The 16248-nt window shown below is 60.2% G+C and carries 17 protein-coding genes; 10 read left to right on the top strand and 7 right to left on the bottom strand.

The window, feature by feature from the left end; all coding sequences use genetic code 11:
- Positions 1 to 18: 18 nt before the first annotated feature.
- Positions 19 to 996: a Bug family tripartite tricarboxylate transporter substrate binding protein gene (locus I5961_RS06860; RefSeq protein ID WP_085700589.1), complete on the bottom strand. Its 978-nt coding sequence runs from the start codon at positions 994 to 996 to the stop codon at positions 19 to 21.
- 450 nt (positions 997 to 1446) lie between these two features.
- Between I5961_RS06860 and I5961_RS06865 the strand changes: the two genes are divergently transcribed.
- Complete coding sequence (locus I5961_RS06865) at positions 1447 to 2118, top strand: response regulator (protein ID WP_085683189.1); 672 nt, start codon at positions 1447 to 1449, stop codon at positions 2116 to 2118.
- A complete protein-coding gene (locus I5961_RS06870) occupies positions 2111 to 3496 on the top strand; it encodes a sensor histidine kinase (RefSeq protein WP_085683188.1) in 1386 nt (461 codons plus the stop codon). Before I5961_RS06865 ends, I5961_RS06870 begins: the two co-directional genes overlap by 8 nt.
- On the opposite strand, the gene I5961_RS06875 is transcribed toward I5961_RS06870, so the two are convergent.
- Together I5961_RS06875 and I5961_RS06880 are read right to left on the bottom strand one after the other, a co-directional pair.
- A complete protein-coding gene (locus I5961_RS06875; RefSeq protein WP_085700590.1) occupies positions 3497 to 4318 on the bottom strand; it encodes an HDOD domain-containing protein in 822 nt (273 codons plus the stop codon).
- Between the two features lie 35 nt (positions 4319 to 4353).
- Positions 4354 to 5295 carry a YgfZ/GcvT domain-containing protein gene (locus tag I5961_RS06880; protein ID WP_227234730.1) on the bottom strand — a complete coding sequence of 314 codons (942 nt, stop codon included), beginning with the start codon at positions 5293 to 5295 and terminating at the stop codon, positions 4354 to 4356.
- A 149-nt stretch (positions 5296 to 5444) separates the two neighbouring features.
- Here I5961_RS06880 and I5961_RS06885 point away from each other — a divergent pair, with 149 nt between their 5' ends.
- Together I5961_RS06885 and I5961_RS06890 are read left to right on the top strand one after the other, a co-directional pair.
- Positions 5445 to 5699 (top strand): succinate dehydrogenase assembly factor 2, encoded by a 255-nt coding sequence (locus I5961_RS06885; RefSeq protein ID WP_007957989.1) that lies wholly within the window; start codon positions 5445 to 5447, stop codon positions 5697 to 5699.
- Positions 5683 to 6135 carry a protein YgfX gene (locus I5961_RS06890; RefSeq protein WP_227234732.1) on the top strand — a complete coding sequence of 151 codons (453 nt, stop codon included), beginning with the start codon at positions 5683 to 5685 and terminating at the stop codon, positions 6133 to 6135. The genes I5961_RS06885 and I5961_RS06890 overlap by 17 nt, the downstream gene beginning before the upstream one ends.
- Here the strand turns inward: I5961_RS06890 and nadB are convergent.
- Positions 6104 to 7720, bottom strand: coding sequence for an L-aspartate oxidase (nadB, locus tag I5961_RS06895; protein ID WP_227234733.1), 1617 nt, complete (start codon positions 7718 to 7720; stop codon positions 6104 to 6106). The two genes, I5961_RS06890 and nadB, sit on opposite strands and share 32 nt — an antisense overlap.
- Before the next feature lie 556 nt (positions 7721 to 8276).
- On the opposite strand from nadB, the gene rpoE reads away from it, so the two are divergent.
- From rpoE to I5961_RS06915, 4 genes are all read left to right on the top strand, one after another.
- On the top strand, positions 8277 to 8858 hold the full coding sequence (gene rpoE / locus I5961_RS06900) for an RNA polymerase sigma factor RpoE (protein WP_003172477.1): 582 nt from the start codon (positions 8277 to 8279) through the stop codon (positions 8856 to 8858).
- 31 nt (positions 8859 to 8889) lie between these two features.
- Complete coding sequence (locus I5961_RS06905) at positions 8890 to 9477, top strand: sigma-E factor negative regulatory protein (protein WP_011332903.1); 588 nt, start codon at positions 8890 to 8892, stop codon at positions 9475 to 9477.
- Positions 9478 to 9485: 8 nt separating this feature from the next.
- The gene (locus I5961_RS06910) at positions 9486 to 10448 is read left to right on the top strand and encodes a MucB/RseB C-terminal domain-containing protein (protein WP_085700594.1); all 963 of its coding nucleotides are present in this window, start codon (positions 9486 to 9488) and stop codon (positions 10446 to 10448) included.
- Between the two features lie 206 nt (positions 10449 to 10654).
- Positions 10655 to 12103 carry a DegQ family serine endoprotease gene (locus tag I5961_RS06915; protein WP_085700596.1) on the top strand — a complete coding sequence of 483 codons (1449 nt, stop codon included), beginning with the start codon at positions 10655 to 10657 and terminating at the stop codon, positions 12101 to 12103.
- A 77-nt stretch (positions 12104 to 12180) separates the two neighbouring features.
- Here I5961_RS06915 and I5961_RS06920 read toward each other — a convergent pair whose 3' ends face one another.
- On the bottom strand, positions 12181 to 13614 hold the full coding sequence (locus I5961_RS06920; RefSeq protein ID WP_085700597.1) for a M48 family metalloprotease: 1434 nt from the start codon (positions 13612 to 13614) through the stop codon (positions 12181 to 12183).
- Positions 13615 to 13711: 97 nt separating this feature from the next.
- On the opposite strand from I5961_RS06920, the gene I5961_RS06925 reads away from it, so the two are divergent.
- Together I5961_RS06925 and I5961_RS06930 are read left to right on the top strand one after the other, a co-directional pair.
- Positions 13712 to 13951, top strand: coding sequence for a sulfurtransferase TusA family protein (locus tag I5961_RS06925; RefSeq protein WP_227234734.1), 240 nt, complete (start codon positions 13712 to 13714; stop codon positions 13949 to 13951).
- 32 nt (positions 13952 to 13983) lie between these two features.
- Positions 13984 to 15054 (top strand): AI-2E family transporter, encoded by a 1071-nt coding sequence (locus tag I5961_RS06930; protein ID WP_085700599.1) that lies wholly within the window; start codon positions 13984 to 13986, stop codon positions 15052 to 15054.
- Between the two features lie 34 nt (positions 15055 to 15088).
- On the opposite strand, the gene I5961_RS06935 is transcribed toward I5961_RS06930, so the two are convergent.
- Both I5961_RS06935 and I5961_RS06940 read right to left on the bottom strand, forming a co-directional pair.
- A complete protein-coding gene (locus I5961_RS06935) occupies positions 15089 to 15562 on the bottom strand; it encodes a peroxiredoxin (RefSeq protein ID WP_064594118.1) in 474 nt (157 codons plus the stop codon).
- A gap of 10 nt (positions 15563 to 15572) precedes the next feature.
- Positions 15573 to 16133, bottom strand: coding sequence for a glycine cleavage system protein R (locus tag I5961_RS06940; protein ID WP_007958014.1), 561 nt, complete (start codon positions 16131 to 16133; stop codon positions 15573 to 15575).
- Positions 16134 to 16248 lie beyond the last annotated feature (115 nt).

Genomic DNA, 16248 nt, shown 5'->3' on the forward strand with positions numbered 1-16248 from the left:
GACGCTAGACAGAGACGATCACTGAATCAGGCCGAACTCTTTGGCCAGCACCTTGTAGTCCGCCACTTGCTTCTTGACGTAGGTGTCCAGCTCGGGACCGGTCATGGCGAACGGGAAGAGTTCACGCTGATCGCGCAGCTTGGCGAAGTCGTCGGAGGCCAGCAGTTTGTCGAAGGAGGCTTTCCACCAGGCGTAGTCTTCATCGCTGACTTTCGGCCCGAGGTAGAAACCGCGCACCACCGGCCAGACGATGTCGTAGCCCTGTTCGCGGGCAGTCGGGATGTCTTTCATTTCCGGCTCGTCCAGGCGTTTCTCGGCAAACACGGCCAGCAGGCGCATGTCACCACTCTGGATGTGCGGCATGGAGTCGGAGATGTCGGTACTGCCGACCTGGATGTGGCCGCCGAGCAGGGCGGTAGCGATCTCGCCGCCACCTTCGAGGGCGACGTAGCGCAGGTCGCGCGGGTTGATCCCGGCGGCTTTAGCGATCAGTGCGGTCTGCATCCAGTCCTGGCTGCCGACGGTGCCGCCGGAGCCGATGACCACGGAGCTCGGATCTTTCTTCAGCGCTTGCACGAGATCGTCGAGGGTTTTGTAGGGGGAGTCGTTTTTCACCGCGATGGCGCCGTAGCTGGTGCCGACCGCCGCCAGCCAGCGCACGTTGGTTTCATCGAACCGACCGAACTTGCCTTGGGCCAGGTTCAACAGCGAACCGCTGGACCACGCCACCAAAGTGCCCGCATCAGCCGGACGCTGCGCCACGACGGCGTTGTACGCCACCGCGCCGACACCGCCGGGCATGTAGGTCACGCGCATCGGTTTGGTCAGCAGTTTTTCGTTGACCAGCGCGCTTTGCGCCAGTTTGCAGGTCAGGTCGAAACCGCCGCCGGGGGAGGCGGGGGCAATGCATTCCGGACGTTTGGGTTCGGCCATCAGTTGGCCGGCGAACAATACGCAACCGGCGGCGAGGGCGAAACGGCGCAGGGATCGGTTCATGAGTGTCTCCATGGGAGTTGTTGTTTTTGGGGATATTTCAGGTGCGGCAGTTTCGCGCGTGCAGGCTGACAGGCTCAGACCCGGACGGGTTGAACGCCGCGCAGCCGACGATGGCGCTGACAAGCGAAAACGGGGAAATACGAGAGGAAGAATGAAACGGGTCAACCTTAAGCTGTGTGGACAGCATGATGCAGTACCTCGTTATTGTTCTTATTGGCGAAAACGCATCGTGGCGTTTTTCGAGAGCTACGTTTTGAAGCTATGGTGCAGGAACGGAGAAAACGGCGAAGGTCGGCAGTCGGGACCCTCGGTGAAGCGACTGTAACGGCCCAACCTTTCGCTAACCTTTCAGTATTCTTTCGCGTGTTTTCGGGCTTCACAGTGGCGGTTGCGGCTGTAAACTCCGCCGCAAAGAATGGCGTCGGCCATCCCTGAATGAGGTAGAGATCCATGCGTGTCCTGCTCGTCGAAGACCATTTGCCGCTGGCCGAAAGCGTTGCCCAGGCGCTCAAGAGCACCGGTCTGACCGTGGATGTCTTGCACGATGGCGTTGCTGCCGACCTGGCCTTGGGCAGCGAGGAATACGCGGTGGCGATCCTTGATGTCGGCCTGCCGCGCATGGACGGTTTCGAGGTGCTGGCGCGCCTGCGGGCCCGGGGCAAGAACTTGCCGGTGCTGATGCTGACCGCCCGTAGCGACGTCAAGGATCGGGTCCATGGGCTCAATCTTGGGGCCGACGATTACCTCGCCAAGCCGTTCGAACTCACCGAACTCGAAGCGCGGGTCAAAGCCCTGTTGCGCCGCAGCGTACTCGGCGGCGAACGTCAGCAACGTTGCGGCGTGCTGGCCTACGACCTCGATACCCGGCGCTTCACCCTCGGCGAAGAACTGCTGACGCTGACCTCCCGCGAGCAGGCGGTGCTCGAAGCGTTGATTGCCCGTCCGGGAAGGGTGATGAGCAAGGAGCAACTGGCTGCTCAGGTATTCGGTCTCGACGAAGAGGCCAGCCCCGACGCCATCGAAATCTACGTGCACCGCCTGCGCAAAAAGCTCGACGGCCATTCAGTGGCCATCGTGACCTTTCGCGGTCTGGGCTATCTGCTGGAAAGCCGCGATGCATAAGCCCAGCAGTCTGCGCTGGCGGTTGGTGTGGAACCTCGCGCTGCTGCTGGTGGTGTTGATGCTCGCCAGCGGATTGAGCGCGTACTGGAACGGTCGCGAAGCCGCCGACACCGCCTACGACCGCACACTTCTCGCGTCAGCACGGACTATCGCCGCCGGTCTGTCCCAGCGCGATGGCAGTCTCAGTGCCGACGTGCCTTATGTGGCGCTCGATACCTTCGCTTACGACAGCGCCGGGCGCATCTATTACCAGGTCAACGACATCAACCAGAAGTTGATTTCCGGCTACGAAAACCTGCCGGGCCCGCCGCCGGGCACACCGAGAACCGACAGCTATCCTGCCTTGGCGCGCTTTTACGACGCGAAATATCAGGGGCAGAACGTGCGCGTGGTGAGTTTGCTCAAGGCAGTGAGCGAACCGAACATGAACGGCATGGCGGAGATTCGCGTTGCCGAAACCGACGAGGCGCGCGTCAGCATGGCCCGCAGTCTGGCGGCCGATACGCTGCTGCGGCTCGGGATGCTGGCGATTGGCGCGTTGTTGCTGGTGTGGTTTGCGGTGAGTGCGGCGCTGCGGCCGATCGAGCGTTTGCGCACGGCAGTGGAAGAGCGTCAGCCCGATGACCTGCGGCCCTTGCCGTTGGTCGAAGTGCAGCACGAGTTGTGGCCATTGGTGCGAGCGCTCAATCACTTTACCGAGCGCCTGCGCGGGCAGTTCGAGCGGCAGGCGCAGTTCATCGCCGATGCGGCCCACGAGTTGCGCACGCCACTGGCGGCGCTCAAGGCGCGGCTTGAACTGGGCTTGCGCTCAAACGAGCCGCAGACCTGGCGCGACACGTTGGAATCTTCGGCGCAAAGCACGGATCGCCTGACCCATCTGGCCAACCAGTTGTTGTCGCTGGCCCGCGTGGAAAACGGCGCCCGGGCGATTGCCGAGGGCGGTGCGCAGTTGCTCGATCTGAGTCAGTTGGCGCGGGAACTGGGCATGGCCATGGCGCCGCTGGCCCACGCGCGGGGTGTCGCGCTGGCGCTGGAGGCGGACGAGCCGGTCTGGCTGCGTGGCGAGCCGACGTTGCTCAACGAGTTGCTGAGCAATCTGGTGGATAACGCGCTGGCGCACACGCCGCCGGGCGGCAACGTGATCCTGCGGGTCACGGCGCCGGCGGTGCTGGAGGTTGAAGACGATGGGCCGGGCATTCCGCTGGAGGAGCGGGATCGGGTGTTCGAACGCTTTTACCGGCGCAACCAGCAGGTGGCCGGTTCCGGGCTCGGGCTGGCGATCGTCGGGGAAATCTGCCGCGCGCATCTGGCGCAGATCAGTCTGCACGATGGGGAACAGGCGGGTTTGAAGGTGCGGGTGAGTTTTGTCGCCGGTTGATCAGTAGAACATCGACCGCGATTCTTCCAGATCGGCGCACAGCGCCTTGTTTTCCGGATCGATGCCGAGCTTGCGGAACGCCGGCACGCTGAACGGATCGATGCGGGCCATCGGGTGGTCGGTGTCCTTGTGGCAATACAGGCTGGCCACTTGCACGATGTCGACGTAATCGATCTGTTGCGATTCGCGCTTGAGGTCCTCATACAGACCCGGCAACTCCACCAGACGCTCGGGGAATTCCCAGACCCGCAGCAGCTTGTCGCCGAGCAGCGGGTGAATGTGGTCGATCACATGGTTGAGGCTGACGGGATCGGACAGCAATTCGTAGTGGTCTTCAGCGTAGGTCAGGATCGGCAGCACGCCGATCTGATGAACCAGTCCACCGAGCGCGGCTTGATCGGGTTTGAGTTGGGTGTAGCGGCGGCACAGGGCGTAGCTGACGCCGGCGATCTCCAGACTCTTGCGCCAGACTTCGCGCATCTTTTGTTCGACCACGTCGGAGCGGGCGTGGAAGATTTGCTCCATCACCAGACCGATCGCCAGATTGCTGCTGTAATTGACGCCGAGCCGAGTGATGGCGGTGTGCAGGTCGGTGACTTCCTGAGTGGCACGCAGCAGCGGGCTGTTGACCACTTTGATCAGGCGCGCCGACAACGCTGTGTCGCGGCCGATCACTTTGCTCAGGTCGCTGACGCTGATGTCCGGATCTTCAGCGGCCTTGCGAATCTGCAGAGCCACTTCCGGTAACGTTGGCAGAACCAGGTCATCGTTATCGATGGCCTCAACCAAATCCTGTTGGACCTTATCCGCCAGCTCACTCATGTCGTTTCTCTAGGGTGTTGCAACAAATGCTGCGATCAACGCTGGATTTCGCGGTCGCGATCCAGTTCGTAAGGCAGGTCGAGCAAGTGCAGCGCCGGGCCTTCGGCTGCGCCCAGATGCAAATCGCCTGCGTCGGCAGCTTCGGCCTGCAACACCGCCAGCAGTTCAATATTCTTTTCGGCACGGGCAGCCAGTACCACTTCGCCGATGGAGCTGCCGTGGCTCGGGGCGAACAGCGGGGTGCCCGGCTCCGGCAATTCGCTGGCGTCCAGTTGCACGCGGTACAGGCGACGCTTGAGTTTGCCCAGGTACTGCATGCGCGCGACGATTTCCTGACCGGTGTAGCAGCCTTTCTTGAAACTCACGCCGCCGACGGCCTGCAGATTGAGCATCTGCGGGATGAACAGCTCGCGGGTGCTCGGCATGACCTGACCGATACCGGCGCGGATCTGGCCCAGCAGCCATTGATTGAGTTCGGCTTCGCTCAAGTGCGCGGTCAATTTGCCTTTGACGGTGTCGGCCTGATCGGCGGGCACCCAGAGTTCGGCACGGTTCGGGGAGACGCGAATCGCGATCAGACCTTCGTGGCGGGCCACGCTGTCGGTTTCTGCCGGCAGTTCCAGACCCAGACTGCTCAGGGCCGCATCGCCATGATCGAGGCCGAAGCGCACCCAGGAGGCGCTTTCGTCGGTCAGTTTCGATTTGGAGAACACGGCGTACTTTTTCAGATCCGCCAGTTGCGGCTCCAGCAGCTCGCCGGCCATCGCCAGCAGCACGCCGTCGCCTTCCAGCACGATGCGGAAACTCGACTGCATGCGGCCTTTCTGCGTGCAGCGTGCACCGAGGCTGGCCTGGGTTTCGCTCAGATAATTGATGTTGCAGGTCAGTTGGCCTTGCAGGAATTTGCCGGCATCCGCGCCGCGAACCGCGAGAACGCCTTCATGAGAGAGGGTGCAGAAAAAAGCAGAATCGGCCATGGGTCATCGCAGGGTAAATAGACTGGGGCACATCATAAGGGGGTGCTGTTGAAATGGGTAGTTGATAAAGGATCGGTGGTGCCCGACCAAAGCCGACTGTTCGGCCCGCTTCGGGCCTGTATACTTGCGGCCTATTTGAGGAGGGCTCCATGGTCGAACAAGTTGAACTGAATCGCCTCTTTTGGCACAGCCGTCGCGGCATGCTGGAACTCGACGTGTTGCTGGTGCCGTTCGTGAAAGAGGTCTACGCCAATCTGAATGAGGTGGATCGCGCGTTGTATGTCCGCCTGCTCGAGTGCGAGGATCAGGACATGTTCGGCTGGTTCATGGAGCGCAGCGAATCGGAAGATCCCGAGCTGCAACGCATGGTTCGCATGATTCTGGATCGTGTCCAGCCCAAGTAACACGTTCGAATGCCGCTGGCACGCCTCACGGCAGTTGCTGGCGGCGTATCTGCTGGCCCAGGCATTCGCGCTGGGTTCTCTGTTTCTGTTGTCGATTCCTTTATGGGGTTCTCTGCTGGGGGCATTCGCATGTCTCGCCCATGCTGTCTGGGTGTTGCCACGGCAGATTCTGTTGAGTCATCCCAAGGCATTTTGCGGATTGCGTCGGGACGCGGATGGCTGGCAGCTGTGGAACAAGGCCGATGGCTGGCAAGCGGTGCAATTGCGCCCGGACAGCCTGGCGCTGCCGCTGATCGTGGTGTTGCGTTTTCGATTGCGTGGTGAGCGGCGCGTCAGGTCGATCTGCGTGCCGCGGGATGCGCAGGCGTCGGATTTGCACCGACGCCTGCGGGTACGCCTCAAGTTCAGCCGGCGTAGGTGGGCGGCACCAGAATAGTGTCGAGCGCTTCAGGCAGCAGGTCCGGGTAGTCGAGGGTGTAATGGAGGCCCCGGCTCTCCTTGCGTTCCATGGCCGAGCGGATCATCAGTTCTGCCACTTGCGCCAGGTTGCGCAGCTCGATCAGGTCACGGCTGACCTTGTAGTTACTGTAGAACTCGTCGATTTCGTCCAGCAGCAGACGCACGCGATGCTGTGCCCGTTGCAGGCGCTTGTTGGTGCGCACGATGCCGACGTAGTCCCACATGAACCGCCGCAATTCGTCCCAGTTGTGGGCGATGATCACGTCTTCATCGGAGTCGGTCACCTGGCTGGCGTCCCAGGCGGGCAGGGCGCGCGGGATCGCGACGTCGGGCAGTTGCTCGAGAATGTCCGCTGCAGCTGAGCGGGCGTAGACGAAACATTCGAGCAGCGAGTTGCTGGCCATGCGGTTGGCGCCGTGCAGGCCGGTGAAGCTGGTTTCGCCAATGGCGTACAGGCCGGGCACATCGGTGCGGCCCTGTTGATCGACCATCACGCCGCCGCAGGTGTAGTGCGCCGCCGGTACGACCGGAATCGGTTGCTTGGTGATGTCGATGCCGAAGCCGAGGCAGCGCTCGTAGACAGTCGGGAAGTGCGATTTGATGAAGGCTTCGGGCTTGTGGCTGATGTCGAGGTAGACGCAATCGACACCCAGGCGCTTCATTTCATGGTCGATGGCGCGGGCGACGATGTCCCGTGGTGCCAGTTCTGCACGTGGGTCAAAACGTTGCATGAAGCGTTCGCCGTTCGGCAGCTTCAAATGGGCGCCTTCGCCACGCAGGGCTTCGGTTACCAGAAAGCTCTTGGCTTGCGGGTGGTAGAGGCAAGTGGGGTGGAACTGGTTGAACTCCAGGTTTGCCACGCGGCAGCCCGAACGCCAGGCCATGGCGATGCCGTCACCGCAGGCGCCGTCGGGGTTGCTTGTATATAGATAGACTTTCGCGGCGCCGCCGGACGCCAGGATCACAAAGCGTGCTCCGAAGGTATCGACTTCTCCGGTTTTGCGATTGAGCACGTAGGCGCCCAGGCAACGTTCGCCTTCCAGCCCCAACCGACGCTCGGTGATCAGGTCGACCGCTACCCGCTGTTCGAGCAATTCGATGTTCGGGCGTTCTTTGGCCTGGGCCAGCAGGGTCGTGAAAATCGCAGCGCCAGTGGCGTCAGCTGCGTGGATGATCCGGCGATGGCTGTGGCCGCCCTCGCGGGTCAGGTGGAATTCGAAACCGCCGTCTTCCGTACCGGACTGTTCGTCGCGCGTGAACGGCACGCCCTGGTCGATCAGCCACTGGATTGCTTCCTTACTGTGCTCGACGGTGAAACGCACCGCGTCTTCATGGCACAGGCCGCCGCCGGCATTCAGAGTGTCATCGACATGGGACTCGACGGTGTCGGTGTCGTCCAGCACGGCCGCGACGCCACCTTGTGCCCAATAGGTCGAGCCGTTGGCGAGGTCGCCTTTGCTCAATACGGCGATGCGCAAGTGACCGGGCAGGGTCAGCGCGAGACTCAAACCGGCAGCACCGCTGCCAATCACCAGAACATCGTGTTGAAACTGTTGGCTCATTTCAGGATTCCGCTCAAAGCGACCCGGGTCGGGGTTGGCGCAGGACTGGCGGATGGGCGAGTCGAGGCAGCCACACAGCCCACTAGTATATAGAGGGGTTGGGCGGCACAATAGCCGGGCCGATATGGCATTGTGAAACTACCGTGAAGGAAAATCCCGACGCTTTGTCGTCAGTTTTTTCAGCGGTTTTGGGGAAAAGCGACTGTATCGACGATGAAACAGGCTTTTTCCGCTCACGGTTGCACAAGGTCGGTGCGACGCGTCTATAAATATTTGGAACTTTTGCCAGAGGCCCAAGATCAATAGACAGTTGCCCGAAACAAGGGACAGTGTCGGCTTCAATGCGGAACCTGCGGTTGGGTTCTTGCCGGCGAGCCGATGACAAGATTATTCGCGCAGCCGGTTCATCCCGCGCTGCGTTTTTCGTGCGTGCCAAATCAGAGCTCGCAGGAAACTTGCTTGGAGGGGGAGAACTTTTGCGAAAAGCCCGAGTCTATGTTTGCAAGTCCGGTCGATTGGTCATGCAAGCCTCCTCCGAGTTTATCGAGGAGTGTTCATGCTAACCCAGGAAGAGGATCAGCAGCTGGTCGAGCGCGTTCAGCGTGGCGACAAGCGAGCTTTCGATCTGCTGGTGCTGAAGTATCAGCACAAAATTCTCGGGTTGATCGTGCGTTTTGTGCACGACACCCATGAAGCCCAGGACGTCGCACAAGAAGCCTTTATCAAGGCATATCGAGCGCTTGGAAATTTCCGCGGCGACAGTGCGTTTTATACGTGGCTGTACCGCATCGCCATTAACACGGCGAAGAACTATCTGGTTTCACGCGGCCGTCGGCCGCCGGATAGTGATGTAAGTTCCGAAGATGCAGAGTTCTATGACGGCGATCACGGCCTGAAGGATCTCGAGTCGCCTGAACGTGCATTGCTGCGGGATGAGATCGAGGGCACCGTCCATCGAACCATTCAGCAACTGCCAGAGGATTTGCGCACGGCGTTAACTTTGCGTGAATTCGATGGTCTGAGTTACGAGGACATCGCGAGCGTCATGCAATGTCCGGTTGGTACCGTGCGCTCCCGGATTTTCCGCGCCCGGGAGGCCATCGATAAAGCCCTGCAGCCGTTGTTGCAGGAAAACTAAAGACAGCGGCGACAGCCAAGAGAGGAACGCCATGAGTCGTGAAGCCCTGCAGGAATCGCTGTCCGCAGTGATGGATAACGAAGCGGACGAACTGGAATTGCGTCGAGTGCTCAATGCGCTGGACGATGTTGAAACCCGTGAAACCTGGGCTCGTTACCAGATCGCTCGGGCAGCCATGCACAAGGATCTGTTGCTTCCACGTCTGGATCTCGCTGCGGCTGTTTCTGCTGCACTGGAAGACGAAGCGACCCCTGCCAAAGTGTCCCGCGGTCCATGGCGCAGCCTCGGTCGTCTGGCCGTAGCCGCTTCGGTGACCGTTGCCGTTCTGGCGGGTGTTCGCCTGTACAACCAGGACGAAATCGCCGGCGTGGAACTCGCCCAGCAATCCAATCAGCCAGTGTTGGCCACTCCTCAGGTCAAAGGCCCGGCGGTATTGGCGGGCTACAATGAGAGTTCGGAAGCCACAGGCCCAATGGCCAATGGCGTATTGCAAGGTCAGCCAGGCTGGCATGATCAGCGTCTGCCAGGTTACCTGCGTCAACACGCTCAACAGGCTGCCTTGAAAGGTACCGAAAGCGCGCTGCCCTATGCACGCGCAGCAAGCCTGGAAAACCGTTAAGGGGGATCATGCGCGCCATACCTCTACTTTCGCTTCTGCTCAGCGGCTGGTTCATTGTTCCAGCCCACGCCGACGAGGCTCAGGACTGGTTGACCCGCCTGGGCCGGGCCGAGCAGCAGCAAAGCTTTCACGGCACATTCGTTTACGAGCGTAACGGTAGTTTCTCTACCCATAACATCTGGCATCGGGTCCAGAATGGCCAGGTCCGCGAGCGTTTGCTTCAGCTCGACGGTTCGGCTCAGGAAGTCGTGCGCATTGATGGACATACTCAATGCGTCAGCGGCACCCTGATTGCGGGTCTGGGAGACTCTCCCAATACTGCCGCTCGTCCTCTGGATCCTCAAAAGCTTAAGAACTGGTATGACCTTGCCGTCATCGGCAAGTCGCGCGTAGCCGGGCGGGAAGCGGTGATCGTATCGCTGACGCCGCGGGATCAGCACCGTTATGGATTCGAACTGCATCTGGACAAGGAAACGGGTCTGCCGCTCAAGTCGCTGCTGTTGAACGACAAGGGACAGTTACTCGAAAGATTCCAGTTCACGCGGCTGGACACGTCTGATGTCCCGTCCGATAAAGATCTGCAAGCCGATTCCGATTGCAAGACGGTTACTCTAGACAGCGACAAGGCGTCTGCAGTCAAGACCGCCCAGGTCTGGCGTTCCGACTGGCTGCCTCCTGGCTTCGAGCTCACCAGCAGCTCCTCGCACAAGGATCCGGAAACCAAGACCCAGGTCAACAGCCTGATGTACGACGATGGTCTCGCCCGTTTCTCTGTCTTCCTGGAGCCGCTGAACGGCGCAACCGTTACCGATACCCGGACTCAACTGGGCCCGACCGTTGCCGTATCCCGCCGTTTGACAACGCCTCAAGGCGAAATGATGGTCACGGTGGTTGGCGAGATCCCTATCGGGACAGCCGAACGAATTGCCCTGTCGATGCGCAATGATGGCGCTGCAACCAGCAAGCAGTGAGCTGATTCCAGCTATCTCCACTTCGTCTTCGAGACGTGAAATGTTTGCTGAGCTTTTTCATTTGCAAAACACCCGAAAATTTTTTATAGGTCAGAGCCTCTCGGCTCTGGCCTTGTTTGTTGTTCCCGGAACAAAAATGCCGGCCTGTGGTTTCCGGTGTTCCTTGCTCCATATCGCTTAACCCTGCTCGTCGTAACGGGAGCTGTATGTCGATACCAAGCTTGAAATCTTATCTCTCCATTTTCGCCACTGTGCTGGTGCTCGGTCAGGCTGTTCCTGCAGTCCAGGCGGCCGAAGCAGCCAGTCCGGTCAACCTGCCTGATTTCACTCAACTGGTCGAACAGGCCTCGCCTGCCGTGGTGAACATCAGTACCACGCAAAAACTGCCGGATCGCAAAGTGAGCCAGCAGATGCCTGATCTGGAAGGCTTGCCGCCGATGTTGCGCGAGTTCTTCGAGCGCGGCATGCCGCCGCAACAGCGTTCTCCGCGTGGTGATCGTCAGCGTGAAGCGCAGTCGTTGGGTTCGGGTTTCATCATTTCGCCGGATGGCTACATTCTGACCAACAACCACGTGATCGCCGATGCCGATGAAATCCTTGTCCGTCTGGCTGATCGCAGTGAGATGAAAGCCAAGCTGATCGGCACCGATCCACGCTCCGACGTGGCGCTGTTGAAAATCGAAGGCAAGGATCTGCCAGTGCTCAAGCTTGGCAAATCCCAGGATCTGAAAGCCGGTCAGTGGGTCGTGGCAATCGGCTCTCCATTCGGCTTTGACCACACCGTGACCCAAGGCATCGTCAGTGCCGTCGGCCGCAGCCTGCCGAATGAAAACTACGTGCCGTTCATCCAGACCGACGTGCCGATCAACCCGGGCAACTCCGGTGGCCCGCTGTTCAACCTGAACGGTGAAGTGGTCGGGATCAACTCGCAGATCTACACCCGTTCCGGTGGCTTCATGGGTGTGTCGTTCGCCATTCCGATCGACGTGGCGATGGACGTTTCCAACCAGCTGAAAAGCGGCGGCAAGGTCAGCCGTGGTTGGCTGGGTGTCGTCATCCAGGAAGTGAACAAGGATCTGGCCGAGTCGTTCGGTCTGGACAAACCGGCCGGTGCGCTGGTTGCTCAGATTCAGGATGACGGCCCGGCTGCCAAGGGCGGCCTGCAAGTGGGTGACGTGATCCTGAGCATGAACGGCCAACCGATCGTCATGTCCGCTGACCTGCCACATCTGGTGGGGGCATTGAAGGCGGGTGCCAAGGCCAACCTCGAAGTGATTCGTGACGGCAAGCGCAAGAATGTCGAGCTGACGGTCGGCGCCATCCCGGACGAAGACAAGGAGCTGGATGCCCTGCCGAAATCCGGTGCCGAGACCAATAGCAATCGTCTGGGTGTTTCGGTGGCAGAGCTGAGCGCCGAGCAGAAGAAAACCTACGACCTGAAGGGCGGTGTGGTGATCAAGGAAGTGCAGGACGGTCCTGCAGCTCTGATCGGTCTACAGCCGGGCGACATCATCACCCATCTGAACAACCAGGCCATTGGTTCTTCCAAGGAGTTTGCCGAGATTGCGAAGGCGCTGCCAAAGAACCGTTCGGTGTCGATGCGCGTACTGCGTCAGGGCCGTGCCAGCTTCATCACCTTCAAACTGGCTGAATGATCCAGTTGTCCAAGAAGTAAAAAGAAACCGCCTCGAAAGAGGCGGTTTTTTTGTCCGGAATTTGTCTCGGCGCGGGCTTAACCCATCATGTCCTTGACCATGCGCTCCTGCTCCATCAGCTCGCGCTGGCGTGCATCAATACGTGAGGACAGCGGGAAGTTGCTGCCGGCCTTGCGTTTGGCGAAGTCCAGTTGCTGAATCGCCTGGCGATAATCGCCGACCAGCGCGAAGTACTCTGCACGCGCCTGATGCAGGCCGATGATGTTGCCGGACAGCCCGCGAGTTTCTGCAACTTGATACCAGACGTCCGGATCGTCCGGACGTGATTTCAACAAACCTTCCAGCGCCTTCTCCGCATCGGCGGTGCGGTTCTGTTTCAGCAGCAGATCGACGCGAACCTGATTCAGCGGGTAATTGCCAGGATACTGACTGAGCATCCGGTCAACCCGAGTCTGTGCATCGGCCAGTTTGTTGTTGGTGATGTCCAGATCGATCTGCGCCAGGTTGTAGATGATCTCGTTCGGTGATTTGGCCAGCAGTTGCGTGAGATTCGCCCGTGCTTCGTTCAACTGGCCGCCCTTGATCTGGGCGATCGCCAAGCCGTAGCGAGCCACGTCGTTTTTCGGGTTCTCATCGAGTTGGGCGCGGAAGCGCTTGGCACCAAGGCCCGGCGTTTCTTCGTAGGTCAACTGCACCCGCGCACGGATCAGTTGATAGCGCATGCTGTCTTCGATGCCCCCGGGTTTAGCCTGTTCGGCACGGTTGCGGGTGTCGGCGATCCGCGACTCGGTGACTGGGTGAGTCAGCAGGAATTCCGGTGGCTTGGCGTCGAAACGATACTGGCGCATCAAACGCTCGAACATGGTCGGCATCGAGCGCGGATCGTATCCGGCCTTTTCCAGATTAAGGATGCCGATGCGGTCGGCTTCCTGCTCGTTCTGACGCGAGAAGCGCCGTTGTTCCTGGATTGCCGCCGCCTGGGTGCCGGCAATCGTCGCGATGCCAGCATCACCGGCGCCGGCCGCGGCGATCACGATACCGGCCAGCAGCGCCGCCATCATCGGCACCTGCATCCGCTGCGAGGCTTCGACGCCGCGTGCGAAGTGACGCTGGGACAAGTGCGCCAGTTCGTGAGCCAGTACCGAGGCATATTCGCCTTCGGTCTGGGCATTGAGGAACAGGCCGCCGTTGACCCCGACAATTCCGCCCGGCGCCGCGAAAGCGTTGAGCTGCGGGCTGTTGATCAGGATGAATTCCAGGCGTCGGTCATTGACCTGGCTGGTTTCCACCAGTTTATAAACGCTGGACTCGACGTAATCCTTGAGTTGTGGATCGTTGAGCTGCGAAACCTGGCTGCGCAGTAATGCCAGCCAGGCGCGACCCAATTGATATTCCTGTTGTGGCGAGACGATGGCAGAGCTGGCGTCACCGAGTGACGGCAGGTCGTCGGCGAAGCCCGGTGAGGCGAGCAGGCAAGCGAGCGTCAGCAGGGTAGGGCGCAAAAAAGTCATGCACAAAGCCTTAGTCGACAAAGACCTTACTGTAGCCGGACACCGAGCTTGCGACCAGATATTCTAGGCAGCCTGACCACCTGATCCGGAGTGATGCATGACCGACGCTGTAGCCCATGACTGTGAACTGGACGCCAGTGGCCTGAATTGTCCGTTGCCGTTGCTCAAGGCCAAAATGGAGCTGAACAAGCTGCCCACTGGAGCGGTACTCAAGGTGATTGCAACGGATGCCGGTTCGCAGCGCGACTTTCGCACCTTCGCCAAGTTGGCCGGTCATACGCTGCTGCGTGAAGAAGACGAGGCGGGTGTCTACCGTTACTGGCTGAAAAAAGCCTGAAACCGACCGCGTAAATGACCTAAGGAAAATTGATGTTCAAAGTGTTGCGCGACTGGATTCAGCGCTACTTCTCCGATGAAGAAGCGGTGGTACTGGCGGTTTTGCTGTTTCTCGCCTTCACCGCTGTACTGACGCTGGGCGGAATGCTCGCGCCGGTGCTGGCCGGGATGGTGCTGGCGTACCTGATGCAGGGGCTGGTGGTCACGCTCGAACGCCTGCGCGTACCCGGCGGCGCGGCGGTCGGTCTGGTGTTTGCGCTGTTCATGGGCGTGCTGATGGTGTTTATCGTCGTGGTGCTGCCGCTGCTCTGGCATCAGTTGATCACCCTGTTCAACGAACTGCCGGGGATGCTCGCCAAGTGGCAATCGCTGCTGCTGTTACTGCCGGAGCGTTATCCGCATCTGGTGTCCGACGAGCAGGTGCTACAAGCGATCGAAGCGGCGCGGGGTGAAATCGGCAAGTTCGGCCAGTGGGCGCTGACGTTTTCGTTGTCGAGCTTGCCGCTGCTGGTGAACATCATGATCTACCTGGTGCTGGTGCCGATTCTGGTGTTCTTCTTCCTCAAGGATCGGGCAATGATCGGCGAGTGGGTGCGCGGCTATTTGCCGCGTGAGCGAGCGCTGATCACCCGGGTCGCCGAAGAAATGAACCGGCAGATCGCCAACTACATTCGCGGCAAGGTCATCGAGATCGTGATCTGTGGTGGCGTGACATACATTGCCTTTGTCGCGCTGGGGCTCAACTACGCAGCGTTGCTGGCCCTGTTGGTCGGCGTGTCGGTGGTGGTGCCGTATGTCGGAGCGGTGGTGGTGACCGTGCCGGTTCTGCTGATTGCGCTGTTCCAGTGGGGCTGGAGCGATCAGTTCATCTATCTGATGGCGGTCTACGGCATCATTCAGACGCTGGATGGCAACGTGCTGGTGCCGTTGCTGTTCTCCGAAGCGGTCAACCTGCATCCGGTGGCGATCATCTGCGCGGTGCTGTTGTTTGGTGGGCTTTGGGGATTTTGGGGCGTGTTCTTCGCGATTCCGCTTGCGACCCTGTTCAAGGCTGTGCTGGATGCTTGGCCGCGCAAGGAGCCGGCGGTGGCGCCGCTGCTTTGAAAATGAAGGGGCGCCCGCAAGGGCGCCAACAGCATCAGGCCTTGTTCAGCGCCTGAGCAGCAGCCAGCACTGCATCGACATGTCCTGGCACTTTCACGCCGCGCCATTCCTGACGCAGTACGCCGTTCTTGTCGATCAGGAAGGTGCTGCGATCAACGCCCAGGTATTCCTTGCCGTAGAGCTTTTTCAACTTGATCACGTCGAACAGCTGGCAGACGGCTTCGTCCTTGTCGCTGATCAGCTCGAACGGAAACTCCTGCTTGCACTTGAAGTTCTCGTGGGATTTCAGGCTGTCGCGGGAAATCCCGAAGATTTCCGTGTTGGCAGCCTTGAACGCTGCGTATTGATCGCGAAAGCCCTGGCCTTCGGTGGTGCAGCCCGGGGTGCTGTCCTTCGGATAGAAGTAGATCACCACTTGCTTGCCCTTGAGGGCTGACAGGCTGACGGTCTGCCCGCTGGTGGCAGGTGCTTCGAAATCCGTAACCGGTTGGTCAATGACAACGGCCATGAAAGTTTCCTTACATTGGGTTCTGTGGGCGCCACGGTTCGATCAGTGCATCCAGGTTCATGGCGTCGGCGAAATCCAGAAACTGGTCGCGCAGCCAGCTGATCTGGGTGCCGGCGGGCAGGGTCACGGTGAACGTGGCGTTGAGCATGGTGCCGCCGGTCTGTGGTGCCTGATAGGTATCGCAAGTCAGGTTTTCCAGCTCGACGTTGTGATCCATGAAGAACTGGCACAGCTCGTTGATGATGTCCGGGCGGTACGCCGAAGACACGTAAGCCACATACGGCAGGGCCTGCGGACGATTTTCCAGGGCGGCGCTGCGTACCACGTTGACGGTGAACGCATGACGCTTGGCCAGCACCGGCAGGCTGCCTTCAAGGCGAGCCAGGGCGTCCCAGCTGCCGGAGACTTCGAGCACCAGCGCACTGCACTCGCCGTGGCGGGTCAGGCGCGAGGTGACGACTGCGCAGCGGTTTTCATGGCTGGCGCGGCACAGGACGTTGGTCAGCTCCATGGGATTGGCGCCGAGGGCACTGATGACAAGGAATTGTTCGCGAACTGTGGGGGTGGACATGCAGCATTCCTAAAGCGATGAGCGGTCGGTAGGGAGAGGGCGTTGATTGCCGGGGCAATGACTGTCCGGAAGGCCCGATTCGTGTGGCGCTACGGCTCCATGAACAAGCAAGCGT

Source organism: Pseudomonas sp. IAC-BECa141 (genome assembly GCF_020544405.1).
Lineage (GTDB): Bacteria > Pseudomonadota > Gammaproteobacteria > Pseudomonadales > Pseudomonadaceae > Aquipseudomonas.